Consider the following 24,097-nt stretch of genomic DNA (forward strand, 5'->3'; position numbering starts at 1 on the left):
GCGCACTTGGGCCCGGCCGCAGCCGGCCGGGGTCGCCCTGCGTGGAGTGATGTCGCCCTGCGTAGAGTGATGTCGCCCTGCACGGAGTGATTATGTACGCCAATATGGTGACGTTGGCCGTATTGCTCTCTTCAAGGGGGCCTCCATGGCTGTCGAAATCCCTCCGCTGGTCAAGTCCTCCCGCCTGCGGGCCAGGGGCGGCCTGCTGGGCGAGTGCCTGGCGGAGTTCCTCGGGACGTTCGTCCTCATCTCCTTCGGCTGCGGTGTGGTCGCGATGGCCGTCGCCGCGCTGCCCGGCTCGGGCCGCGCCGCCACCCCCACGACGATCTTCCTGGCGGCCGGTGACTGGCTGCTGATCACCTGGGGCTGGTGCATGGCGGTCGTCTTCGGCATCTACGTCGCCGGCGGCGTCAGCGGCGCCCACATCAACCCGGCGGTGACCATCGCGATGGCGGTGCGCCGCGGGTTCTCCTGGGCGAGGGTGCTGCCGTACATCTTCTCGCAGGTGGTGGGCGCGTTCACGGGCGCGGCGCTGGTCTACCTCGTCTACCACCAGGCGATCAACGCCTTCGACGACTCCGTGCCGGGGCCGAAGGTGAACGGGCACACCAACGCCACGTTCTCCATCTTCGCGACCTTCCCGGCGCCCTACTTCCACGGCGGCATCTGGGGGCCGCTGATCGACCAGATCGTCGGCACGGCCTTCCTGGTGATGTTCGTCGTCGCCATCGTGGACCTGCGCAACCAGGCCGTGCAGGCGAACCTCGGCCCGCTGATGGTGGGCTTCGCGGTCGCCGCGATCGGCATGTCCTTCGGCGCCAACGCGGGCTACGCCATCAACCCGGCCCGCGACTTCGGGCCGCGGCTGTTCACGTGGGTGGCGGGCTGGAAGAGCCTGGCGTTCCCGGGGAACGTGTCGGGGCTGTACAGCGGCTACTGGTGGATCCCGATCGTCGGACCGATCGTCGGCGGCGTGATCGGGATCCTCGTGTACGACCTGTTCATCGGCGACGTCCTGCACATCCGCAGCCAGAAGGGCGAGTTGGCGGAGCCGGGGCTGACCCGTCCGGTGAGGACGACGGACGAGGAGTAGGTCACCCGCGGACACGTCCGTCCCACACTCCTCAGGAGGCGCGGTTCAGCGGCACAGGGCTGCGTCCACGACACCGTCCATGCGCTCTTTGGCCGCCTGGCCCGGCTGCGTGGTCACGGCGATGTCGGCGGCGCGGCCGTCCTCGGTGGCGCCGCCTCGGGTCTCGTATCCCGTCATGCTGCCGCCGTGGCCCCAGTACACACCGCCGCACGACAGCGGCGTGCTCACGAGTCCCAGCCCGTAACGGGCGCCGGCGGGAAAGGGGTAACTGGCGGGGACGGTGGTGCGCATCTGGTCGAGCTGAGCCTTCGGGAGAAGCCGGCCGGCCAACAGCGCGGTGAAGAACCGGTCCAGGTCGGAGTTGGTGGACACCATCTGGCCCGCGGCCCAGGCCCAGGAAGGGTCCCATTGAGTGGCGTCGACCAGAGGCGCGCCTGGCGAATCCTGGTAGTAACCCCTGGGATGGCGCTCCCGGATCGTCACCTCGCCGGGGGCGGGGAAGTAGGTGTCGCGCAATCCGATGCGTTTGATGACGCGCCGGTCGATCTCCTCGGCGAGGGGGTGGCCGGTGACCTTCTGCACGATCAGGCCGGCCACCAGGTAGTTCGTGTTGCTGTAGGCCCATTTCGCGCCGGGAGCGAAGTCGGCCTTGTGCTGGAGGGCGAGGTCGAGGAGTTCGCGGGGGTCGTAGTAGCGGATGTCGTCGCTGAGGTACTTGCTGTAGTTGGGAAGTCCGCTGGTGTGCTGGAGGAGTTGGCGGACGGTGATGTGGCGTCCGTCGATCCCGTCCCCGCGGACGAGGCCGGGCACATAGGTGTCGACCGGGGCGTCGAGGCCGATCTTGCCTTCGGCGACCAGTTGCAGCACGACCACCGCGGTGAACGTCTTGGTGTTGCTGCCGATCCGCACCTGTCCGTCCCGGGGCACCTTCGCACCGGTGGCCAGGTCGCCGACCCCTGCGGTGTAGGCACGGGTGCGGCCGTCACGGTCTTTGACGCTCGCCAGCGCGGCGGGCACACCGTCGGTGTGCACCAGCGCGTTCAGACCCTTTTGGAGGGTGTCCGGCCTGGCAGCGGCAGACGCCGCCGGCGGGGCCAGCGCGCACATCGTCATGACGCCGACGGCCACTGCGGCCGGAAAGGTTCTGCGCCGAGCACTCCGCCGCCCGGACGAACGAAACGTCTGCCATGCCTGCTCACGCACGAGCCAACTCCCACGGGATTATCGGAGACCAGCGGTATGTGGCCCCAGCATCTCCGGATGCGACCGCGCGGGACGATCGTGCTACCCGCCCGGCTTCAGGTAGGGCTAACCCCCCGGCGCGCTCAGTCGGCGGGGAACGGGGGCGGGGGACGGGGGCGGGGGACGCCCTGGGCGCGGTGTTCGTCCACAGCCTGTGGATGAATCCGTTCACCAGCCCGTCAGCAGCAGGTGGTTCAGGAGGAGGGCGAGGGTCGCCTGGGCGGTCAGCCAGGGGCGGGGGCGGGGGAGGTAGGCGCAGGCGGCGAGCAGCCAGACCGCGAAGGGGAGCCAGATGCGTTCCGTCTCGGCCTTGCTCATGCCGGACAGGTCGGCGATGAGGAGGGCCAGGAAGACGGCGGTGATCAGCACGGCCAGGCGGGCGGGTGCCTGGGCCGGGCGGTGGGCGAGCGTGGTGGCCGTGCGGCGCAGGCCCGCTGCCGTTGCCGGGCCGGTGATGAGTGCCGTGCAGGCCAGGTTGGCCCACACCCAGTAGCCGTACGGGCGGGTGCCGCCGACGCCCTGGTAGTAGCGGGTGATCAAGAGGTGGTACGCCGTCCACCAGTTGAACCCGGCCAGTGTGAAGGCCAGGGGGACGGCCACGAAGCCGGCCAGGAGGGCCAGGAGGAGAGTGGGGCGGGCTCGGACGGCAGCCCGGCCCAGCAGCAGGACCGCCGCGCAGGGCACCGCGATCAGTGTGAGGCCGTAGGAGAGGTAGCAGGTCAGGCCCAGGAGAAGGCCGGACGCCAGTGCGTACGCCGGGGAGTGGCGGGTGACCGCCAGGGCCAGCAGGGCTACCGACCAGGCCGCCACCGCCGCGAAGTACGCGTCCGCCGACGTGCCCAGCCACACCGCCGCCGGTGCCAGGACCAGGAAGGGGGCCGCGCGGCGGGCCAGGGACTCGTCGGCCAGGGCGCGGACCGCGATCAGGACCGCCACCGAGGCCGTCGCGCCCACCGTGATGCACCACAGGCCCGCCCAGCCGCCGCCGCTGAGCCCGATCCGGTCGAGCAGGACGAAGGTCAGGGTGGAGGCCGGCGGGTGTCCGGCGACGTGGGCCGGCCAGGGGGCGGGGGAGCCTTCGACGATGTGGTGGGTGAAGTCGCGCAGGGTGCCCGGGATGTCGTGGAAGCGGTCGATGACCCTGAGATACTCGTTGTGCGTGGTGAGGCGGGCCGCGATGCCCCGGTGCCAGCCGTCCACCAGGGCCAGGGAGAGGATCCAGGCCGTGGTCGCCGCCCAGGCCGTCGCGAGGAGGGGGCGCCAGGGGAGGCGGTCGGCCAGCGTGGGGCCGTAGGCCACTGCGGCCACGGCCAGGAGTACGGCCGCGGGGGTGCCTGGGCCCACATGCGGGTCCCACTCGGCCAGCACCGGCGGCCAGTGCACGAAGAGGGTGCCGTAGGTGAACTGGATGTGGCGGCCCACCAGCACGGCCGCTGTCACGAGGACGGCGGCGACACCGGCGGCGTAGAGGTCACGGCGGTGGGAGCGGGAGAGGGAGCGGCAGAGGGAGCGGGTCACAGCCGCAACGTAGGGGGCGCGGGCGCGCGGAGGCCGCCCCCAAAGGCCGTATGTCAGCGTTTCGTCATCACTTCCGCACCCTTTCATGGGGGTTTCGCGGCCTACGGTCAGGACATGCGAGACGATCCCCGGCTGCCCACCTCCCCCCGCTTCTGGCGCAGCCCCCTGCGCGGCCCCTGGTTCACCTCGGTGCTCGGCCTCGTCCTGCTCGCCGGGATCACCGTGCTGTTCGTGACGGGTCTGGTGTCGTACGCCGCCTACAACCCGGGCCTGTCCCGGGTGAACGACACGACCCCGGACAAGGGCGTCCTCGGCTTCTACCTCTTCGCCTGGCCGACGAACCCGGTGTGGCTGTACCGCTTCACGCAGGGCCTGCACGTCACCCTCGGCATCACGCTGATCCCGGTCCTGCTGGCCAAGCTCTGGTCGGTGGTGCCGAAGCTGTTCGCGCTGCCCCCGGCCCGCTCGCTCGCGCACGCGCTGGAGCGGGTCTCGCTGCTGCTCCTCGTCGGCGGCGGGCTCTTCGAGTTCACGACCGGGGTGCTCAACGTCCAGCTGGACTACGTCTTTCCGGGGTCCTTCTATCCGCTGCACTTCTACGGCGCGTGGGTGTTCTTCGCCGCGTTCGTGGCGCACGCGGTGCTGAAGCTTCCGACGGCGCTGCGCGCCGTACGGCGGCGGCTGCGCGAGGAGGACGACGACCTCGTCTCCCCGGACCCCGCCCCGGCCACGGTCTCCCGGCGCGGGGCGCTGTGGCTGGTCGGCGGCGGCTCGCTGCTGCTGTTCCTGACCACGGTCGGGCAGACCCTGGGCGGCCCCTTCCGTCGTACCGCCCTGCTCGCGCCACACGGCGGGGCCGACCCGGCCGGCGGCCCGAACGGCTTCCAGATCAACAAGACGGCCGCCTACGCCGGCATCACGGCGGCCGACACGCACCCGGAAGCGTGGCGGCTCGTCGTCACCGGCCGCACCGGGACGGTCCGCCTGAGCCGCGACCAACTGCTCCGGATGCCCCTGCACAGCTCCTCGCTGCCGATCGCCTGCGTCGAGGGCTGGTCGACGGCCGACCAGTGGTGGCGTGGCGTACGGCTGCGCGACCTCGCGGCGCTCGTCGGCTACGACGGCGACCCGCCGGACGTGCTCGTCGAATCCCTGCAACGGCACGGCGCCTTCCGCCGCGCGGCCCTGCGCGCCAACCAGGTCGCCGACGGCCGCTCCCTGCTCGCCCTGTACGTCAACGGCGAGGACCTGTCCCCCGACCACGGCCATCCGGCGCGGATCATCGTGCCTGCCGCGCCCGGTGTGCTCAACACCAAGTGGGTGGCCCGGCTGACCTTCGGAGACCTGTGATGCCGCGACTCCCCCTGCCTGTGGGCAGTCCGCTCCAGATCCTGCTGCTCGCCTGCTCGTTCGCGCTCGCCGCGTACGCCGGTGTCCGGCTGCTGGCCGGTGACTGGTTCGGGGTGGCGCTGTGGATCGTGGCGGCGGCGCTGCTGCACGACCTGGTGCTGGTGCCGTTGTACTCGGTGGCGGACCGGGCGCTCGTACGCGGGATCGACGCGGCCGGGCGGCGCGCGTGGGTGGCGTATGTACGGGTGCCGGCGATGCTGTCGGGTCTGCTGCTGCTCGTGTGGTTCCCGCTGATCTTCAACCTGGTGGACCAGCGCTACCGCATGGCCACCGGCCAGTCCGCCGACGTCTACCTCGGCCGTTGGCTGCTGATCACCGCCGTGCTCTTCGGCGGCTCGGCGCTGCTGCTGGCGGTGCGGGTGCTGCGGGTGCGCAGGGCGACGAAACGGCGGTCACCGGCCGCCCAGTGAGCGGCCGTCCGCCACCCGGTCCGCCCGGCGAGCCGGAGCAGGGCGGGGGTGCCGATCCGCGCCCAGGGGAACGGGTCGCCCATGGCGGCCTGCCCGTGGGCGACGTCGACGACCCGGACGTGGGCGCGTTCGTCGATGTCCAGAGGGGCGGTCTCGGCGATCAACAGGCCGCCAGGGGTGAGGAGTTGAGCCATGCGGCGGAGCAGTGCGCACGGGTCGCCCCCGATTCCGATGTTGCCGTCCATCAGCAGCACGGTGCCCCAGCGGCCCTCACCGGGCAGCGGCTCGAACACCGAGCGGTGCAGCGCTTGGCCGCCGAGGGTGTTGGTGCGGGTGACGGCCGCCTCGCTGACGTCGACGCCGAGGACGGTACGGCCCCGGGCGGCGAGCTCCGCGACCAGCCGGCCCGGACCGCAGCCGACGTCCAGGACGGCGCCCTCGCAGCGGTCCAGCACCGCCCGGTCGACCTCGTCCGCCCCGGCGCACCACCGCTCCACCTCCAGCGGCAGCAGCCAGCCGTCGCCGCGGCGCAGGAACAGCGGGCCCCGGCCGGCGCGGAGGGCGGCGGCGTAGGGGTCGCAGGCGGCCCAGGCGCCCGGGGCGGACTGGGCCGTTGTGGTTCTCGTCGTCGTGGCTCTCATTGGGGGCCGTCCGTCGTACATTCTCCCAGCCGGGCAGCGAAGGTGCCGTGCGGAGCGAGGGCGGCGACGGCCTGGGCGTCGGCGGCGGTGTCGACGTCCCGCAGCCGGGGCAGGTCCCGCACCCGCAGCCCGGCGGCCACCAGCCGCTCCCGCTGCACGGCACCGGTCTCCGGGGTGGACATGGGCACGCCCCGCAGCAGCTCGGGCTCGGGGCGGGCCAGGCCCAGCGCCCAGAATCCGCCGTCCTCGGCCGGGCCGAAGTACGCGTCGCAGCCCGCGAAGTCCACGGTGAGCAGGTCCGGGGTGACCTGCGGGGTGTCCATGCCGATCAGCAGGGCGGGGCCGGTGCAGCGGGCGAAGGCGTCGGCGAGCCGGGCGTCCAGACCACCCGCGCACTGCGGTACGACCTCGAAGCCGGGGGGCAGCCAGGGGCCTGGCCGGCCGTCCAGCACGAGGACGCGGCGCGTGGCCTTGGCTTCGGCCACGGCCCGCAGGGTGTCGGAGAGCGAGGCTTCGGCGAGGGCGGCAGCCTGCGCCGGTGTGAAGGGCGGGGTGAGCCGCGTCTTGACCCGGCCGGGTCTGGGTTCTTTGGCGATGACGAGCAGGGCGGTCATCGGTGTGCCACCTCCTCGGCCGACGCCGTGGGCTCGTTCAGGACGCGGCTCATGTCCCGCACCGCCTGCCAGGTGCCGCGCCAGGTGCCGGTGACTTTGGAGGCGCCGGTGCGAGGGAGGTACGGGACCCCGTGTTCGGTGATCCGCCAGCCCGCGTCGGCCGCGCGGACCACCATCTGCAAGGGGTAGCCGCTGCGCCGGTCGGTGAGGCCGAGGCCGAGCAGGGGCTCGCGGCGGGCGGCGCGCAGCGGGCCGAGGTCGTGCAGGCGCAGCCCGGTGCGGCGGCGCAGCAGCAGGGCGAGGGCGAGGTTGCCGGCGCGGGCGTGGGCCGGCCAGGCGCCCCGGGTCTGCGGGCGGCGCCGGCCGAGCACGAGGTCGGCCGCGCCGGAGCGGAGCTCCTCGACGAACGGGACCAGTTGGCCGGGGTCGAGGGAGGCGTCGCAGTCGCAGAAGCACACGACGTCGGCGGTGGCCGCGGTCAGCCCGGCGTGGCAGGCGGCGCCGAAGCCGCGCCGTTCCTCGCGTACGACGGTCGCGCCGAGGGCGCGGGCGAGGTCGGCTGAGCCGTCCGTGGAGCCGTTGTCCACGACGAGGGCGCGCCAGCCGTCCGGGATGCGCGCGAGGACCCAGGGCAGCGCCTCGGCCTCGTTCAGGCAGGGCAGGACGATGTCCACATCGGGAGGTGCGGAGGAGGTGGTCACGGCTTTCACCCTACGAACCCGAACCGCTACAAAGCAGACATCCGCTCCTTACGAAACGTGGACGTCGAAGCCGTGGCCGAGCCTCGGCGCCGGTGCGGTGACAGGGTGGGGACATGCAGCAGCCGTATGTGTCAGCCGGCCGGATCCTCGTCGTGGACGACGACCCGACCGTCGCCGAGGTCGTGGCGGGATACCTGGACCGGGCCGGATACGCCGTGGACCGTGCCGCCGACGGCCCGGCCGCCCTCGCGCGTGCCGCCGCGCGGCGTCCGGACCTGGTGGTACTGGATCTGATGCTGCCCGGGATGGACGGCCTGGAGGTGTGCCGGCGGCTGCGTGAGCACGGTCCGGTGCCGGTCGTCATGCTCACCGCGCGCGGTGACGAGGACGACCGCATCCTCGGCCTGGAGGTCGGCGCCGACGACTACGTCACCAAGCCGTTCAGCCCGCGCGAGCTGGTGCTGCGCGTGGAGTCGGTACTGCGCCGCGCCCGGCCCGCCGTCCCGCGCGGCCCGCTCGGCGCGGCCGGTCTGACCGTCGACCCGGCCGCCCGCCGCGCCACCAAGAACGGCGTCGAACTGGCCCTGACCCTACGTGAGTTCGACCTTCTCGCCTTCTTCCTGCGGTACCCGGGGCGGGCGTTCGGGCGGGAGGAGTTGATGCGGGAGGTGTGGGGCTGGGACTTCGGCGACCTGTCGACCGTCACCGTCCATGTCCGCCGCCTGCGCGGCAAGGTCGAGGACGACCCCGCACGGCCCCGCCTCATCCAGACGGTGTGGGGCGTGGGCTACCGCTTCGACCCCACTGGTGCGGAGGATCCGGCCGGCCATGCATGACACCCTCCTCATCGCCCTCTACGCCTTCCTCGGTGCCGCCGCCACCGGCCTCGCCGGAGCGGCCGTACTGCGCCTGATCCGTCGCCGCTCCCTCACCACCTCGCTCGCCGTGGTGGCCGCAGTGGGCGTGGTCGCCATGCTCGCCGGGACCATGGCGGTGGCCCAGGCGATGTTCCTGTCCGACCACGACCTGCGGGTCGTCACCACCGTCGTCGCCATGGCGGCCGTCGTCTCCCTGGTCACCGCGCTGCTGCTGGGCCGCTGGGTCGTCGCCCGCAGCCGCGAACTCGCCGACGCCGCCCGGCACTTCGGCGAGGGTGGCGCCTTCGCCGCACCCGCTGCTCCCGCGACCGCCGAACTGGACGCGCTCAGCCGCGAGTTGGCCGCGACCAGCGCCAAGCTGGCGGCCTCCCGGGAGCGCGAGCGGGCCCTGGAGACCTCCCGCCGGGAGCTCGTCGCCTGGATCTCGCACGACCTGCGCACCCCGCTCGCCGGGCTGCGCGCCATGTCGGAGGCCCTGGAGGACGGGGTGGCCGCCGACCCCGCCCGCTACCTCAGGCAGATCCGCACCGAGGTGGAACGCCTCAACGGCATGGTCGGCGACCTCTTCGAACTCTCCCGCATCCACGCCGGCACCCTCCCCCTCAGCCCCGCCCGGATCTCCCTGTACGACCTGGTGGGCGACGCCCTCGCCGGGGTCGGCCCGCTCGCCCGCGAGCACGGCGTACGGCTGGTCGGCGACGGGGTGGAGCCGGTGCCGGTCGAGGTCGACGGCAAGGAGATGAGCCGCGTCCTGGCCAACCTGCTGGTCAACGCCATCCGCCGGACCCCCGCCGACGGCACGGTCGCCATCGCCGCCGAGCGGGCCCCCGACGGCGTGGTCCTCTCCGTCACCGACGGCTGCGGCGGCATCCCCGAGGAGGACCTGCCCCGCGTCTTCGACACCGGCTGGCGCGGCACCGACGCCCGCACCCCACCGGCCGGCGCGGGCCTGGGCCTCGCGATCGTCCGGGGCATCGTGGAGGCACACCACGGCCGGGCGACCGTACACAACATCCCGGGCGGCTGCCGCTTCGAGGTGACGCTGCCGGCGGCAAAGGCGTGATCGCCCCCGCCGAGGCACGGCAGTCGGGTCCGTTCCCGAGCGTCCCGCCCGGAGCGCCGACCGCGAACTCCCGTCACCCCGGTCGGCGGCCGATCGCCAGCAGATGGGAACTCGCCGCGAGTAGTTCGGGGTAGGGCTCGGCCATGCGTGCCGCGGTCAGCGCCGACTCGAACAAGGGCGAGCCGATGAGCGAGTCGCCGGTGTGCCGTTCGGTGGCGGCCAGGAGGGACCAGGCCGGGCCCTCGACGCCGTACACCTCGGCACCGCCGAATCCTGCCGCCGCCACTTCGTCCCGCAGTTGCTCACCGCTGTGGAAGTACGCCGTGGTGAACGCCTTCTTCCCGTCGTGGGTCTGCGTGGCCAGGATCCCACTGATGCTCTTCTCCATCGGCCCGTTGTGGAGGTGCGCGAAGGCGGTGTGTTCGAACAGGGAGGCGTACCGGTTGATCCCGGCCGCGGCCACGACCCCTCCCGGCTTGAGCGCGCGGTAGGCCTCGGCAAGGGCCTGGTTCCGGTCTGCGCGGTCGGGCAGGTGGTACAGCGGTCCCAGCACCAGAACCACATCGAAGGAGGCGTCCGCTGCGGACAACTGCCGGGCGTCGCCCAGCTCCACGGATGCCCCGGTCCGCTCGGCCTGCTCGTACTGGTCGGTGCCGATGTCCACCGCGCTCTGCGCGCCCCTGAGAGCGGCCCGGCTGATCACAGCCGGACAGCACGTGTTGGCAGAAGGGCAGTGACTACCGGCAGGGGAGCTATGCCGGGCTGTCCTGGATGGTGACCTTCAGGGCGTACACGTTGTGGTCCTCGCTGCCGACGTAGACGATCTTGTCGGCCACCGCCGGCGACGACTGGACCCTTTCACCGGTGACGTAGGCCCATTTCTTCTTCCCGGTGGTCGTGTCCAGGGCGTACACGTTGTGGTCGTCACTGCCGACATACACGATTCCGTCGACCACTGCCGGGGAAGACTGGACACTTTCGCCCGTGACGTAGGCCCATTTCCTGTTCCCGGTGGCCGCGTCCACGGCGTACACCGCCTTGCTGCTGCAGCCGACGTACACGACCTTGTCGGCCACCGTCGGCGCCCCTTGGACCTGGCCGCCGGTGGCGTAGGCCCATTTCTTGTTGCCGGTGGCCGCGTCCAGGGCGTACACCCTCTTGCTACTGCCGATGTACAGCACCCCGTCGGCCACCGTCGGTGACGTGAAGCGCCAATCCTCCGGCGCATCGCTCTCGATCCACAGGTTTTTTCTGGCGAAGCCCCAGTCGCTTGCGCGACGTGCCCACTTCTCGTCTCCGGTCTCCGCGTCCAGGGCGGTCACGAAGTTGTAGCCGGCTATGTACACCACCCCGTCGGCCACCGTCGGCAACTCGAGGCTGGAATCGCAGACGACGGCCCATTTCTTGTCCCCGGTGGCAGCGTCCAGGGCGGTCACCGCATTGCTGCCGCCGATGTACACGACTCCGTCGGCCACCGTCGGCGCCGCTTCGAGCCTGTTGCCGGTGGGGTAGTGCCATTTCCTCTCCCCAGTGGCGGCGTTCAGGGCGTACACGCTCCCGTCGGTGCTGCCGACGTACAGCACCCCTTCGGTCACCGTCGGCGCCCCTTCGACCTTGTCGCCGGTGAGGTAGTGCCATTTCCTCTTCCCGGTGGTGGCGTCCAGGGCGTACACGTTCTTGTCGTCGCTGCCGACGTACACCACTCCGTCGGTCACAGTCGGCGACGACATGACCGGGCCGCCGGTGGTGAATCGCCACCGGACCCGTGGATCAGGGGTGTTGTGAGCGGTGGGGGTCTTGTGGTCGTCCGGGGAGTTGCGGTCGAACAGAGCGGAGGCTGTGGCGGCGATGCCGACACCGGCGGCGGTGCCGATGCCGAGCCGAAGCGCTGTGCGTCGGCTGATGCGCCCCGCCGGCTTCGACGTGCCCGCGGCCGGTTCCGGCACGCGCACCGGCGTTCGGGCTGCGCCGGGACCGGCACCGGTGAGCGGGGCGGTGACGGTTTTCGCGTCCGCGTCGGACAGGTGGGCACCGGCACCGGGTGCCGGGCTTGCGGCAGAAAGTCCGCGGAGGCGGTCGCAGACCTCGGCCGCTGATGCGGGGCGGTCGTCGGGGTCCTTGGCAAGAAGGGCCAGGACCAGGTCATCCAGGGCGGCGGGGACACCGGGGCGAGCCCGGCCCGGTGGCTGCGGGGTCGCGTTCAGGTGCGCGGCCATCATCGCGACTGGCTCAGTGGCCTGGAACGGGGTGCTTCCGGTGAGGAGCTCGTGGAGCACGCAGCCCAGGGAGTACAGGTCGGAGCGGGCATCCCCGGAGTGATCGGCGAAACGCTCGGGGGGCATGTAGGCGAGCGTGCCGATGACCTTGCTCGACTTGTGCGTGGCCGCCATGTACCGGGCGATGCCGAAGTCGAGGATCTTGATCTGATCGTCCGGGGTGAGCATGAGGTTCGCCGGTTTCAGGTCCCGGTGCACCACCCCGGCTGTATGGGCGCCCTGCAGCGCCGCGGCGGTCTGTGCCGCCCAGTTGACGGCAGTGGGCACCTGGGGTGCGCCGTCCTCGCGGAGCACCGTGTCCAGGTCCCGTCCGGCGAGGAACTCCATCACCAGGTAGAGGGTGCCGTCGTCGGGGTCCTGGCCCAGGTCGAAGACCGTCACCACGCCTGCGTGGTTCAGCCCGCCGGCGGTTCGGGCCTCGCGGAAGAACAGCTCCGCGCCGGAGGCGTCCCGCCGGTCGTGCGGCAGCACCTTGACTGCGACCCGGCGCTCGATCACACGATCGCGGCCCTCCCAGACCTCCCCCATACCGCCCCGGCCGACGAACGCGACCAACTCGTAACGGCCGCCCACAACTCGCAAGCCCCCACCCCCCGTTCCTCGATTCCCCCTCCGGGAATCTGCGAACCCGTCGGCTCGGATCCTTTCAGAACGGGAACGGTCGAGGGGGTCTTGAAGGCATCCTGCGGCCGGCTCAGTGGCCCTCGGCGAACTCCCGCATCCCTTCCGCGAAGGACACCTCCGGCTTCCAGCCCAGTTCCGCCCGCAGGCGGGACGAGTCCGCCGTGATGTGCCGTACGTCGCCCAGGCGGTACTCGCCGGTGACCACCGGCTCCGGGCCGCCGCAGGCGGCGGACAGGGCGTGGGCCAGGTCGCCGACCGTGTGGGGGGTTCCGCTGCCGGTGTTGTACGCCGTGAGCGTGCCCGGGCGGGGCCCCGCCTCCAGGGCCGTCACGTTGGCCGCGGCCACGTCCCGTACGTGGACGAAGTCCCGGCGCTGGCGGCCGTCCTCGAAGACGCGCGGGGACTCGCCGCGGGCCAGGGCCGAGCGGAAGAAGGAGGCCACGCCGGCGTAGGGGGTGTCGCGGGGCATCCGGGGGCCGTAGACGTTGTGGTAGCGCAGGGAGACCGCCGTACCGTTCGTCGAGCGGGCCCAGGCGGCCGACAGGTGTTCCTGGGCGAGCTTGGTGGTGGCGTACACGTTGCGGGGGTCGGGCGGGGCGTCCTCGGCGACCAGGCCTGGCTCCAACTCCGCACCGCAGCAGGGGCAGTGGGGCTCGAAGCGGCCCGCCTCCAGGTCGGTCACGGCGCGCGGCCCGGGCCGTACGACACCGTGCACGGGGCACTCGTACCGCCCCTCCCCGTACACCACCATCGACCCGGCCAGCACCAGGCGCCGTACCCCCGCCTCGGCCATCGCGGCGAGCAGGACGGCGGTTCCCAGGTCGTTGCGGGAGACGTACTCGGGGGCATCGGCGACGCCGTTGCCGAGGCCCACCATGGCCGCCTGGTGGCAGACCGCGTCCACGCCGGCCAGCGCGCGGGCCACGGCGGCCGGGTCGCGCACGTCGGCGGCGGGATCGTCCCGGACGTCGTACACCACCGGCTCGTGCCCGCGGGCGCGCAGCGCGTCGACGACATGGGACCCGATGAACCCGGCACCGCCGGTGACCAGCACTCGCATACGGCCACGCTAGGGGCGCGGCCCGCCCGCGGGAGGATGCGACGGGCGGTACGTCACCGCTCCGTAAGAAGCCACTCACAGTGGCCGGTCGGGCCAGTCCAGGAGGCGGGCGCCGATCACGGCCGTCTGGAGCATGTAGCGGTGTGCCGGGTCGGCCGGGTCCGCGCCGGTGAGTTTGTGGATGCGCTCCAGACGGTAGGTCAGTGCGCGCACGCTGAGGGAGAGGCGGCGCGCGGCCTCGGCGGCCACGCAGCCGGAGTCGAAGTACGCGGTGAGGGTGTCCAGCAGCGGGCGGGCCCCGCCGCGCGCGGTGGTCAGCGGGCCGAGGGCGTGTGTGACCAGGTCGGCCATCGCCTGCCGGTCGCGGGCCAGCACCGGGTAGATGAGCAGGTCGGCGGCGCGCAGCAGCGGCTGGTCCAGGCCGAGGCGGTCGGCCATCTCCAGCGCGGCGAGGGCCTCTTCGTACGACTGCACGACCCCGGCGGAGCCGGGCCGCGGGCGGCCGATCGCGACCCGGCCGCCCCCGGTGGCCGCGTACGCCTGCTTGGCGAAGTGGGTGAGGACGTCGTCCTCGTCGCCGGGCGCGATGCACAGCAGCCGGCCGTTCCTCGTGGTGAGCAGGATGCTGCGGGCGTCGAAGCGGGCGAGCACCGCCCGCTCCACCTGCCGGGCCACCGGGCCGCCCTCGGCGTAGGCGGCCGGCCCTTCGGCGACGGCGACCGCGTGCGCCTGGGACAGCCTCAGGCCGAACCGTTCGGCGCGTTCAGAAAGCCGGCCCAGGTCGCTGCGGCCGTAGAGCAGGTCGTCGATGAACTCCCGGCGCGCGGCCTCCTCGCGGCGCACGGCGAGCCGCTGGGCGCGTTCGTAGCCCTCGGCGAACGCGTCGACCGCCTGCTGTACGGCGGCCAGTGCGTGGTCGGCGGTGCCGGGCGCGGCGGGCCAGGCGGCACGGGCGGCGGCCAGGTGGGCGACGACCAGGGCGCGCAGCCCGTGCCCGGCGTCGGCGGCCTGCTCGCCCAGGGTGCGGCGGGTCTGCAGCTCCTCCCGGGTCAGCCGGCGGCCGGTGGCCGCGACGTCGGCCAGGGTGCGCGCGTAGCCGTCCAGATAGCGCTCGGGTGCCTCCCTCGCCTCCCGGGTCTCCCTTGCTTCTCGCGTCTCACGCGCCTCACGTGTCTCACGCTCCGTCACGCGGTGCCGTCCCCCGTCCCCGTTTCGGGCCCCGTCGCGCGGAACCCGCTCCCCCGTTATGTCCCCGTTTCATCGCCGTAGCGTCGCAGTCCTGTCACCGTCTCGATCTTGACGCTCCGTTGACGGTTTTCTAGCGCGATTCCGGCATCAAAACCCTAGTGAACACTGCCGGAAACCGGCAATGCACGGGGGTCCTGCCCTCATGCACGATCACCTGAGGGGGAGCACTACGGGGGGTTCCGGTGCCGGTCACCGGCAGGTGCCCGCGCACCGGAACCACGGGGGCCCTCCGCCTTCATCGTCTGACGCACAGGGACGTATGCCATGGAAGCCCTCGGCGTGCTCATCGCCGTATGTCTGATCGTCGTGCTCCTCGCGCTGTTTGCGTTCTCCCGGCTCTACCGCAAGGTGGACCAGAGCCAGGCCCTGATCGTGTCGAAGACGCGGCGGGTGGACGTGTCCTTCACCGGGCAGGTCGTGCTGCCGATCCTGCACCGGGCCGAGATCATGGACATCTCGGTGAAGACGATCGAGATCAGCCGCTCCGGCCGGGACGGGCTGATCTGCCGGGACAACATCCGTGCCGACATCCGGATCCTGTTCTTCGTGAAGGTCAACAAGACCGTCCCGGACGTCATCAAGGTCGCCCAGACCGTCGGCACCGAGCGCGCCAGCCACCAGGACACGCTCCAGGAGCTGTTCCACGCGAAGTTCTCCGAGGCGCTGAAGACCGTCGGCAAGCAGATGGACTTCACCGACCTCTACACCAAGCGCGAGGAACTCCGGTACCACATCATCGAGTTGATCGGCATCGACCTCAACGGCTACCACCTTGAGGACGCCGCGATCGACTACCTGGAGCAGACCCCGCTCACCCAGATGGACCCGGCCAACGTCCTCGACGCCGAGGGCATCCGCAAGATCACCGAGCTGACGGCGGTCGAGCACGTCCGCACCAACGAGGCCCGCCGCAACGAGCAGATGGAGATCACCCGCCAGGACGTCGACGCCCGCGAGGCCATCCTGGAGCTGGAGCGGCGGCAGGCGGACGCGGAGATCAAGCAGAAGCGGGAGATCGAGACCTCCCGCGCCCGCGAGGAGGCCGAGACCGCCCGCGTGGTGGAGGAGGAACGGCTGCGCGCCCAGGGCGCCTTCCTGCGCACCGAGGAACACCTCGGCGTGCAGCGCGAGAACCAGGCCCGTGAGATCGCCGTCGCCGCGAAGAACCGCGAGCGGGTCATCGCCGTCGAGAACGAGCGCATCGAGAAGGACCGGCTGCTGGAGGTCATCGCCCGGGAACGGGAGACCCAGCTGACGAAGATCGCCGCCGAGAAGGAGGTCGAGGCGGAGAAGCGGGAGATCGCCGAGGTCATCCGGGAGCGGGTCGCGGTGGACCGTACGGTCGCCGAGCAGGAGGAGTCCATCAAGAAGCTGCGCGCCGTCGAGCAGGCGGAGCGGGAACGGCAGGCCATCGTCATCGCCGCCGAGGCGGAGGCGCAGGAGAAGCTGGTCAAGGACATCAAGGCCGCCGAGGCCGCCGAACAGGCCGCGACGCACCGGGCGGCCGAGGAACTGACGCTCGCCGAGGCCCGGATGAAGACCGCCGACCTCGACGCCCGGGCCAAGCTCCGGCTCGCCGAGGGCATCCAGGCCGAGGCCGCCGCCGAGGGGCTCGCCGCGGTGCAGATCCGCGACAAGGAGGCCGAGGTCACCGTGAAGGCCGGCCGCGCGGAGGCGGAGGCCATGGGGGCGAAGGCGCTGGCCGAGGCGCAGGGCACCGAGGCCCGGCTGCGCGCGGAGGCCGAGGGCACGCAGGCCAAGGCGCTCGCCGAGGCGGAGGGCTCCCGGGCGAAGGCCCTCGCGGAGGCCACCGGCATCGGGGAGAAGCTGAAGGCCGAGGCGGCGGGTCTGACCGAGAAGGCCGCCGCGATGGCCGCGCTGGACGAGGCCTCGCGCGGGCACGAGGAGTACCGGCTGCGGCTCCAGGCGGAGAAGGAGATCCGGCTGGCCGGGCTGGAGACGCAGCGGCAGGTGGCCGAGGCGCAGGCGACCGTCCTCGCCACCGGCCTGGAGAACGCCGACATCGACATCGTCGGCGGGGAGTCCGTCTTCTTCGACCGCCTGGTGTCCGCGGTCTCGCTCGGCAAGGGCTTGGACGGCTTCGTCGACAACTCCCGTACGGCACAGGCGCTGGCGCAGCCCTGGCTGGACGGCTCGGGCAGCTTCACCGACGATCTGAGCCGCGTCCTCGGCTCCCTCGGCACGGCCGACGTACAGAACCTCACGGTCTCGGCCCTGCTGATGAAGCTGATGCGGTCCGGCGGACCCGACGCCAACCAGTTCCAGCAGCTGCTCGACCGCGCCGGCGAACTGGGCCTGGCCGACAAGCCGCTGAGCGCGCTCAACGGCAGCAGCCGGGGCTGACGGCAAGGGCACAACCGGGAAGGGGCGGGACGCGGTCGTACAGGCCGGCGGTCCCGCCCCCGCGGAAGCCCGCCCCGCCCCACGTCACCACCTCCACAAGTCCCCGAAGGGAGACGCACCCGTCATGGCAACCGTCCCGGAGACGGGCTCGTACGATGCGGCCGACGGCGCCGGTGCGGGTGTGGACGCCGGTACCTACGAGGTGCTGCGCGACCGGCTCGCCGCGCAGGCCGCCGGGCTGGCCCGGCGGGCCGAGGAGCTGAACGCGCGCCGGGCCGAGGAGTTCGGCTCGGTCCGGCTGGACCTCGCGGCCACCGCGCGGCTGAGCACCACGCACCCGTGCGTGCCGGTCGACGTGGCCGCCGTCGGCGACGCCCTGCTCTTCGGCGGCACGAGCGGCACCAGTGGTGACGTGGCCGTGGCCGACGTCCTCGCGCTGTACGGCCGCGACGGCGAACGGCTGCCCGAGGACGCCGTACCGGGGCTGCTCGACGACCCGGCCTTCGTGCGGGAGTTCACCGCCCTGCACCGCTACTACCGGCAGGCCCGGCTGCTGCGGCTGCGCCGCCTGGACGGCCGGCTGCTGGCGGTGTTCCGCACCGGCGAGAAGGCCGACGACGTCCGCGCCCTGCGCTGGAACCTGACCGAGGACGGCCGCGCCGAGTTCCTGGACGCGCGCGGCGACCGGGACGACGTCTTCCCGCCCGCCCACGACTTCGAGTGGACCGAGACCAGCCGCGAGGACCACGTCCTCGGCCGGGACCCGTACGTGGCCGTGCCCGGCGGGGTGGGCGTGGCGACCCTCGACGGTGCCCTCACCGTGCGCGCCGCGGACGGCGAGGAGCTGTACGCCGAGCCCGTCCAGGAGCCGCTCCAGTCCCTCGCCGACGCCTCCGTCGCGCACGCGCGGGTGGGCGCGCTGGTGCTGCTGCGCGTGCGGCCGTACAAGGAGGACGCCGACCGGTACCTGGTGTTCAGCACCCTGACCCGCACGGTGGTCCGGCTCGACGGCATCGGGCAGGGCTGCCGACGCCTGCCCGAGGACCAGGGCATCGTGTTCCCCGGCGGCTCCTGCCTGGCCACAGGTGCCCACAAGACGTACGAACTCGACGTCACCGGGCTGGAGTTCGAGCGCGAGGTGCGATCCCCGAACGGGGAGGACATGCTCTACGCGTTCCGCTCCCGCACGGCCGGCCGCACCCTGCTGCTGTCCTACAACACCCTGCGCAAGGAGGTCGCCACCCCGCTCTCCGGGCGGGGCTGGGCGCTTTTCGGGGACGGCACCCTCGCCGTGCTGCGCGCCGGCTCCGACGAGCCCGCGCACGCGCACCCGCTCCAGTGGTGGACCTCGCCGTACGTCTCCGACACCCACGCCGCCGCCCTGCGCACCGGCACCGGCGCGCTGGCCCGGGTCGGCAACGCCGACCTCGTGCGCGGACTCGCCGACTGCCTGTCCATCGCCCGGACGGTCACCGAGGGCATCGGGACCGGGGAGGGCTACCGGGCACTGGCCGCCGACTGCGTCCGTGCCGTCGACAGCCATCACTGGCTGGACGATCCCGAACTGGGCGCGCTGCGCGAGCCGTTGGACGCGGTCCGGGAGACCGCCGAGCAGGTGCTCGCCGAGTTCGAGACCGTGCGGGCCCTGACCCGGCAGGCCTCCGACGCGCTGGAGGAGGCCGCCGAGCGGATCGCCGCCGTGGTGCGCCGGCTGCGCGGCGAGGCCCCGCGCGAGGCCGCCGCCTGGGTGCGCGGACTCACCGAACTCCGGCATGCGCACGGGCACTTGCTCACCGTCAAGGAGCTGCGGTACGCCGACACCGCCCGGGTGGACGAGCTGGCCGCCGAGGCAGAGGCCGACCTCGCCGCGTTCGGGCGGCGCGCGGTCGCCTTCCTCGCCCGCGAGGACGCCTTCGCCGCCCAGCAGGCGGACGTCGAGGGCCTGGTCGCCGAGGCCGAGGCCATCGAGACGGTGGCCGCCGCCGCACCCGTCGCCGCCCGGCTGGACGACCTCGCCGACGGGCTGCGCACGGTCACCGGCGTCGTCACCGGCCTCGACATCGCCGACGCCACCGTCCGCACCGCCGTCCTGGAGCGCATCGCCGAGGTGCTCGGCGGCGTCAACCGGGCCCGCGCCACCCTCGACGCCCGCCGCCGCACCCTCCTCGACCACGAGGGCCGCGCCGAGTTCGCCGCCGAGACGTCCCTGCTCGCCCAGGCCGTCACGGCCGCGCTCGCCCAGTCCGCCACACCCGAGGCCTGCGACGACCAACTGGCCGCCGTACTCGCCCGGTTGGAGGACCTGGACGCCCGGTTCGCCGAGTTCGACGGCTTCCTCACCGAGCTCGCGGACCGGCGCACCGAGATCTACGAGGCGTTCGCCGCCCGCAAGCAGTCCCTCGCCGACGCCCGCGCCCGCCGCGCCGAACAGCTCGCCGCCTCCGCCGCGCGCGTCCTGGAGTCGGTCACCCGCCGGGCGGCCACGCTCGCCGACGCCGACGCGGTCACCACCTACTTCGCCTCCGACCCGATGGTCGGCAAGGTCCGCCGCACCGCCGACGAGCTGCGCGCCCTCGGCGACAGCGTGCGCGCCGAGGAACTCGACGGCCGCCTCAAGGCCGCCCGCCAGGAGGCCGCCCGCGCCCTGCGCGACCGCAGCGACCTGTACGCCGACGACGGCCGCACCCTGCTCCTCGGCGGGCACCGCTTCGCCGTCAACGCCCAGCCGCTCGACCTCACGCTCGTCCCGCACGGCGAGGGCCTCGCCTTCGCCGTCACCGGCACCGACTACCGCGGCCCGGTCACCGACCCCGGCTTTGCCGCGACCCGCCCGCACTGGGACCGCCACCTGCCCTCGGAGTCGGCCGGGGTCTACCGCGCCGAACACCTCGCCGCCCGCCTGCTGCACGAGCACGGCCCGGCCGCCCTGGCCGCCGCCGACCTGCCCGACCTGGTCCGGCGCGCGGCCCAGGAGGCGTACGACGAGGGCTACGAGCGCGGTGTCCACGACCACGACACCACCGCGATCCTCACCGCCCTGCTGCCCCTGTACGACGGCGCGGGCACCCTGCGCCACGAGCCCGCCGCGCGTGCTGCCGCCCAGCTGTTCTGGGCCCACGGCACCACCGAGGAGTCCCGCACGGCGTGGCGCGGGCGGGCGGTGTCCCTGGCCCGGGCCCGGGACGCGTTCGGCCCCTCCGACGCCCTCGCCGAGCTGGTGGCGGAGCTGGCGGAGGCCATCGGGGACGAGCAGGCGCTCGGGGACGACCCGTCACTCGGTCAGGCCGCCGCCGCGTACCTCTTCGACGAGCTGACCACCGGCGGCCCCGACGGCTTCGTCCTGGGCGCCGGAGCGCGCACCCTGCTGGAGAAGTTCCGGCACACGGTGGGCGGTTCGGAGTACGCCCGGGACCTGGCCGGGCTGACCGAGCTGCCCGCGCGAAGGCAGGTCGTACGGGCCTGGCTCACCTCCTTCGCCACGTCCACCGGCAGCGACACGGGCCCCGGCGAGCTGGCCGAGGCGGTCGCCGCCGAGCTGTGCCCCGGCCTGCCCCGCTACGACGGCGACGCCCCGCTGACCACCACCGTCGAGGGTCTGCTCGGCACCCACCCCCGGGTGAGCGGCGGCCGGCTGCCGCTGCGCCTGGACGAGTTCCTCGCCCGCACCGCCCGGTTCGCCGCCGACGACGTCCCCGCCTTCCGCGCCTACCAGCGCCGCCGCACCGCCCTGGTGGCCGCCGAACGCGACCGCCTCCGGCTGGACGACCACCGCCCCCGCGTCCTGCCGGCCTTCGTCCGGGGCCGGCTCGTGGACGAGGTGTACCTGCCGCTGATCGGCGACAGCCTGGCCCGCCAGCTCGGCACCACCGGCGCGACCCGGCGCACCGACACCGGCGGTCTGCTCCTGCTGATCTCCCCGCCCGGCTACGGCAAGACGACGCTCATGGAGTACGTCGCCGACCGGCTGGGCCTGATGCTCGTCAAGATCAGCGGTCCGGCGCTGGGCCACCACGTCACCTCGCTGGACCCGGCCGACGCCCCGGACGCCACCGCCCGCCGCGAGGTAGAGAAGATCAACTTCGCGCTGGCGGCCGGCAACAACACCCTGCTCTACCTGGACGACATCCAGCACACCTCGCCCGAGCTGCTGCAGAAGTTCATCCCGCTGTGCGACGCCACCCGCCGCGTGGACGGCGTGTGGGACGGCGAGCCGCGCAGCTACGACCTGCGCGGCAAGCGGTTCGCGGTGTGCATGGCCGGCAACCCGTACACCGAGTCCGGCGCCCGCTTCCGCATCCCCGACATGCTCGCCAACCGGGCCGACGTGTGGAACCTGGGCGACGTCCTCACCGGCAAGGAGGACGTCTTCGCGCTCAGCTTCGTGGAGAACGCGCTCACCGCCAACCCGGTCCTCGCCCCGCTCGCCGCCCGCGACCGCGCCGACCTGGAGCTGCTGGCCCGGCTGGCCGCCGCCGACCCCACGGCCCGCGCCGACCGCCTCGCCCACCCGCTCCCGCCGGCCGAACTGGACGGCATCCTGGCCGTGTTGCGGCACCTGCTGGCGGTCCGGGACACCGTCCTCACGGTCAACACGGCCTACATCGCCTCCGCCGCCCAGTCCGAGGCGGCCCGCACCGAGCCCCCGTTCCGCCTCCAGGGCTCGTACCGCGACATGAACAAGATCGCCCAGCGGCTGCGTCCGGTCATGAACGACACCGAGCGCGAGGCCGTCGTCCACGACCACTACACGGCCGAGGCCCAGACCCTCACCACGGGCGCCGAGGCCAACCTGCTGAAACTCGCCGAACTGCGCGGCACCCTCACCGCCGAACAGGCCGTCCGCTGGGCCGAGGTGAAGACCGCCGACGTCCGCGCCCGCACCCTCGGCGGCCCCGGCGACGACCCCCTGACGCGTGCGGTGGCGGCGCTGGGCCTGCTCGCGGACCGGGTGGCGGCCGTCGAGTCCGCCATCACCAGGGCGACCAGCAAGGAGCACTGACGAACCGGAGGACTTCTGCACGGCCTGACACGCCCCGGGCGACGGGGTGGAATCCCTGATTCCGGAGCCGGGGGGCGGCATAGTGGCGGGCGGCTCGGCATCGGGTCAGTCGCTTCAGCTCAGTCGCTTCAGCTCAGTCGGTTCAGTCGGATCAGCAGGAGGACACGCATGCTCGGCACCGCATTCCGCCACGGCTCGCCCGTCTGGGTCGACCTGGGCAGCCCGGACACGGACCGGGCCGCCGCCTTCTACGGCGCCGTCTTCGAGTGGCAGTACGTCTCCCTCGGTCCCGAGGCGGGCGGCTACGGGTTCTTCCAGAAGGACGGGAAGACCGTCGCCGCCCTCGGACGGCTGACCGAGGAGGGAGCGGCCTCGGCCTGGACGACGTACTTCCGGACCGACGACGCCGACGCGACCGCGCGCGACGTGGCCGACGGCGGGGGCACGGTGCGGGTCGAGCCGATGAGCATGGGCGAGGGCAAGATGGCCCAGTTCACCGACCCGCAGGGCGCCAAGTTCGCGGTCGCGCAGGCCATGATGGGCCTGGAGAAGGCGTCCGAGGACAACGCGCTGGTGTGGGTGGAACTGCACACCGCCGACCCGGAGGCGGCGATCCGCTTCTACGCCGGGCTGTTCGGCTGGCGCTCCCAGGAGATGTCGGCGCCCGGGATGACGTACCGGGTCCTCAGCATCAGGGACGGCGACCAGCAGGAGGGTTCCTTCGGTGGCGTGGCCCCGCTCCAGGACCCGCAGCACGAGGCCAGCTGGGTGCCGTACTTCGCCGTGGCCGACGCGGACGCCGTCGTCGCGGCGGTGCGGAACAACGGCGGCACGGTGATCATGCCGGCCGCGGACGTGCCCGACGTCGGACGCATCGCCTGGCTGGCCGACCCGGCGGAGGCGGTGTTCGCCGTACTGAAGCCGAATCCGCGGCAGGGCTGACGCCTGCCGGCCTGAAGCTCACTTCCAGGCGCCCACATTCACCAGCAGCAGGTGGAGGTCGTGCGCGGCATGCACCGTGGCCATGGTCGCCGTCGCGCAGATCGCCACGGTCGCGGCCGTAAGTGCGGGGCGGCGGCCCAGCGGCGGGGCGAGCAGGGCGGCGACCCGGCGCGGGACGGGCCCGGCCGAGGCGAGCGGGCCGCGCCGGCCGAGCCGGGCGAGGAGGCCGCGGCTGCCGGTGCCGCCCAGGGCGCCGCCCCGGATGCCGAGCGCGGCGGCGGCGCGGGCGAGGGCGGGCGCGCGGTGGGCGGCGAGCGCGGCCTTGCCGACGGTGCGGGCGACGCGGCGGCGGTCGCCGGTGGCGCCGGCGGCGTTCTCGTCGGCCCAGCGCTCGATCGTGTAGGTGACGGCGCTGGCGAGCGGGCGCAGCAGCGGGTTGGCGGCGGCGCCGAGCTGGGCGAGCGCGACGAACGCGTAGTGATGGGCGGCCAGATGGGCGCGCTCGTGGGCGAGCAGGATGCCGTGCTCGGACTCGTCCAGGGTGTGCAGCATGCCGGTGGAGACGACGATCCGGCCGGGCAGGCCGGGCAGCGCGTAGGCGTCGGGCGCCTCGTCCTCGACGACGACCAGGCCGTCGTGGGCCGGCATGCAGGCGGCGTCCAGCGCGGCGGCGGCGAGGGTGCGGGCGCGCCGCCACAGCAGGTGCGCGGCGGCGATGACGGCGCCGCCCAGCAGCAGCCCGGCCAGCAGGGCCACGGACAGCTCGGCGGGGGCGTCGCGCTGTGCGGAGGCGGCCGACCACTGTCCGAGGGCGGCGAGCTGGGGGATGCGGATCAGACCGGTGACGGCGAGCATGCCGAGGGAGACCGTGCTCGCCGTGCCGAGGATCAGGGACGAGCCGGTGAGCAGCCAGGTCGCCAGGCGCGGCTCGCAGCGTTCGGAGAGCGGGCGGGCGACGAGCGGGGCGAGGAGCGTGAGCAGCAGGGGTATGTAGACGGCGAGGTGCATCGCGCG

Annotated in this window: 17 protein-coding genes and 1 pseudogene; 8 read left to right on the forward strand and 10 right to left on the reverse strand. The window is 73.2% G+C overall.

Annotated elements, in window-relative coordinates; translation table 11 throughout:
- The first annotated feature begins 145 nt into the window (after nt 1–145).
- Nucleotides 146–1,093 carry an MIP/aquaporin family protein gene (locus ACWD35_RS06685; protein ID WP_451350037.1) on the forward strand — a complete coding sequence of 316 codons (948 nt, stop codon included), beginning with the start codon at nt 146–148 and terminating at the stop codon, nt 1,091–1,093.
- A 45-nt stretch (nt 1,094–1,138) separates the two neighbouring features.
- Here the strand turns inward: ACWD35_RS06685 and ACWD35_RS06690 are convergent, their stop codons facing one another.
- A complete protein-coding gene (locus tag ACWD35_RS06690; RefSeq protein WP_451350038.1) occupies nt 1,139–2,206 on the reverse strand; it encodes a serine hydrolase domain-containing protein in 1,068 nt (355 codons plus the stop codon).
- A gap of 297 nt (nt 2,207–2,503) precedes the next feature.
- On the reverse strand, nt 2,504–3,853 hold the full coding sequence (locus ACWD35_RS06695; RefSeq protein WP_451350039.1) for a hypothetical protein: 1,350 nt from the start codon (nt 3,851–3,853) through the stop codon (nt 2,504–2,506).
- Between the two features lie 114 nt (nt 3,854–3,967).
- Between ACWD35_RS06695 and ACWD35_RS06700 the strand changes: the two genes are divergently transcribed.
- Together ACWD35_RS06700 and ACWD35_RS06705 are read left to right on the forward strand one after the other, a co-directional pair.
- The gene (locus ACWD35_RS06700; protein WP_451350040.1) at nt 3,968–5,203 is read left to right on the forward strand and encodes a molybdopterin-dependent oxidoreductase; all 1,236 of its coding nucleotides are present in this window, start codon (nt 3,968–3,970) and stop codon (nt 5,201–5,203) included.
- Nucleotides 5,203–5,664: pseudogene (locus tag ACWD35_RS06705) on the forward strand (hypothetical protein); the annotation flags it as partial. The gene ACWD35_RS06700 and the pseudogene ACWD35_RS06705, both read left to right, overlap by 1 nt.
- Here the strand turns inward: ACWD35_RS06705 and ACWD35_RS06710 are convergent.
- From ACWD35_RS06710 to ACWD35_RS06720, 3 genes are read right to left on the reverse strand one after another with little or no spacing between them, the layout of a single operon-like run.
- Nucleotides 5,553–6,314 (reverse strand): methyltransferase domain-containing protein, encoded by a 762-nt coding sequence (locus tag ACWD35_RS06710; RefSeq protein ID WP_451350041.1) that lies wholly within the window; start codon nt 6,312–6,314, stop codon nt 5,553–5,555. The pseudogene ACWD35_RS06705 and the gene ACWD35_RS06710 sit on opposite strands and share 112 nt — an antisense overlap.
- The gene (locus ACWD35_RS06715; RefSeq protein WP_451350042.1) at nt 6,311–6,928 is read right to left on the reverse strand and encodes a TIGR04282 family arsenosugar biosynthesis glycosyltransferase; all 618 of its coding nucleotides are present in this window, start codon (nt 6,926–6,928) and stop codon (nt 6,311–6,313) included. The genes ACWD35_RS06710 and ACWD35_RS06715 overlap by 4 nt, the downstream gene beginning before the upstream one ends.
- The gene (locus ACWD35_RS06720) at nt 6,925–7,638 is read right to left on the reverse strand and encodes a glycosyltransferase family 2 protein (protein WP_451350043.1); all 714 of its coding nucleotides are present in this window, start codon (nt 7,636–7,638) and stop codon (nt 6,925–6,927) included. The genes ACWD35_RS06715 and ACWD35_RS06720 overlap by 4 nt, the downstream gene beginning before the upstream one ends.
- A gap of 104 nt (nt 7,639–7,742) precedes the next feature.
- Here ACWD35_RS06720 and ACWD35_RS06725 point away from each other — a divergent pair, with 104 nt between their 5' ends.
- Both ACWD35_RS06725 and ACWD35_RS06730 read left to right on the forward strand, forming a co-directional pair.
- The gene (locus ACWD35_RS06725; RefSeq protein ID WP_451350044.1) at nt 7,743–8,465 is read left to right on the forward strand and encodes a response regulator transcription factor; all 723 of its coding nucleotides are present in this window, start codon (nt 7,743–7,745) and stop codon (nt 8,463–8,465) included.
- Nucleotides 8,458–9,570, forward strand: a complete 1,113-nt coding sequence (locus tag ACWD35_RS06730; RefSeq protein ID WP_451350045.1) for a sensor histidine kinase — start codon at nt 8,458–8,460, stop codon at nt 9,568–9,570. Before ACWD35_RS06725 ends, ACWD35_RS06730 begins: the two co-directional genes overlap by 8 nt.
- A gap of 73 nt (nt 9,571–9,643) precedes the next feature.
- Here ACWD35_RS06730 and ACWD35_RS06735 read toward each other — a convergent pair whose 3' ends face one another.
- The 4 genes from ACWD35_RS06735 to ACWD35_RS06750 form a co-directional block, all read right to left on the reverse strand.
- A complete protein-coding gene (locus ACWD35_RS06735; RefSeq protein ID WP_451350081.1) occupies nt 9,644–10,270 on the reverse strand; it encodes a class I SAM-dependent methyltransferase in 627 nt (208 codons plus the stop codon).
- Between the two features lie 52 nt (nt 10,271–10,322).
- Nucleotides 10,323–12,419: an outer membrane protein assembly factor BamB family protein gene (locus ACWD35_RS06740; protein WP_451350082.1), complete on the reverse strand. Its 2,097-nt coding sequence runs from the start codon at nt 12,417–12,419 to the stop codon at nt 10,323–10,325.
- Between the two features lie 121 nt (nt 12,420–12,540).
- On the reverse strand, nt 12,541–13,530 hold the full coding sequence (locus ACWD35_RS06745) for an NAD-dependent epimerase/dehydratase family protein (RefSeq protein WP_451350046.1): 990 nt from the start codon (nt 13,528–13,530) through the stop codon (nt 12,541–12,543).
- A 75-nt stretch (nt 13,531–13,605) separates the two neighbouring features.
- The gene (locus ACWD35_RS06750) at nt 13,606–14,634 is read right to left on the reverse strand and encodes a PucR family transcriptional regulator (protein WP_451350083.1); all 1,029 of its coding nucleotides are present in this window, start codon (nt 14,632–14,634) and stop codon (nt 13,606–13,608) included.
- A gap of 408 nt (nt 14,635–15,042) precedes the next feature.
- Here ACWD35_RS06750 and ACWD35_RS06755 point away from each other — a divergent pair, with 408 nt between their 5' ends.
- The 3 genes from ACWD35_RS06755 to ACWD35_RS06765 all read left to right on the forward strand — a co-directional run bounded on the left by ACWD35_RS06755 (nt 15,043) and on the right by ACWD35_RS06765 (nt 23,083).
- Nucleotides 15,043–17,142 (forward strand): flotillin family protein, encoded by a 2,100-nt coding sequence (locus ACWD35_RS06755; RefSeq protein WP_451350047.1) that lies wholly within the window; start codon nt 15,043–15,045, stop codon nt 17,140–17,142.
- Between the two features lie 124 nt (nt 17,143–17,266).
- Entirely contained in the window at nt 17,267–22,141 is a 4,875-nt protein-coding gene (locus tag ACWD35_RS06760; RefSeq protein WP_451350048.1) for a DNA repair ATPase, read from the forward strand.
- A gap of 168 nt (nt 22,142–22,309) precedes the next feature.
- Nucleotides 22,310–23,083, forward strand: a complete 774-nt coding sequence (locus ACWD35_RS06765) for a VOC family protein (protein ID WP_451350049.1) — start codon at nt 22,310–22,312, stop codon at nt 23,081–23,083.
- An 18-nt stretch (nt 23,084–23,101) separates the two neighbouring features.
- Here ACWD35_RS06765 and ACWD35_RS06770 read toward each other — a convergent pair whose 3' ends face one another.
- Nucleotides 23,102–24,091, reverse strand: a complete 990-nt coding sequence (locus ACWD35_RS06770; protein ID WP_451350050.1) for a M56 family metallopeptidase — start codon at nt 24,089–24,091, stop codon at nt 23,102–23,104.
- Nucleotides 24,092–24,097: the final 6 nt, after the last annotated feature.

Source organism: Streptomyces sp. NPDC002671, from assembly GCF_053592475.1.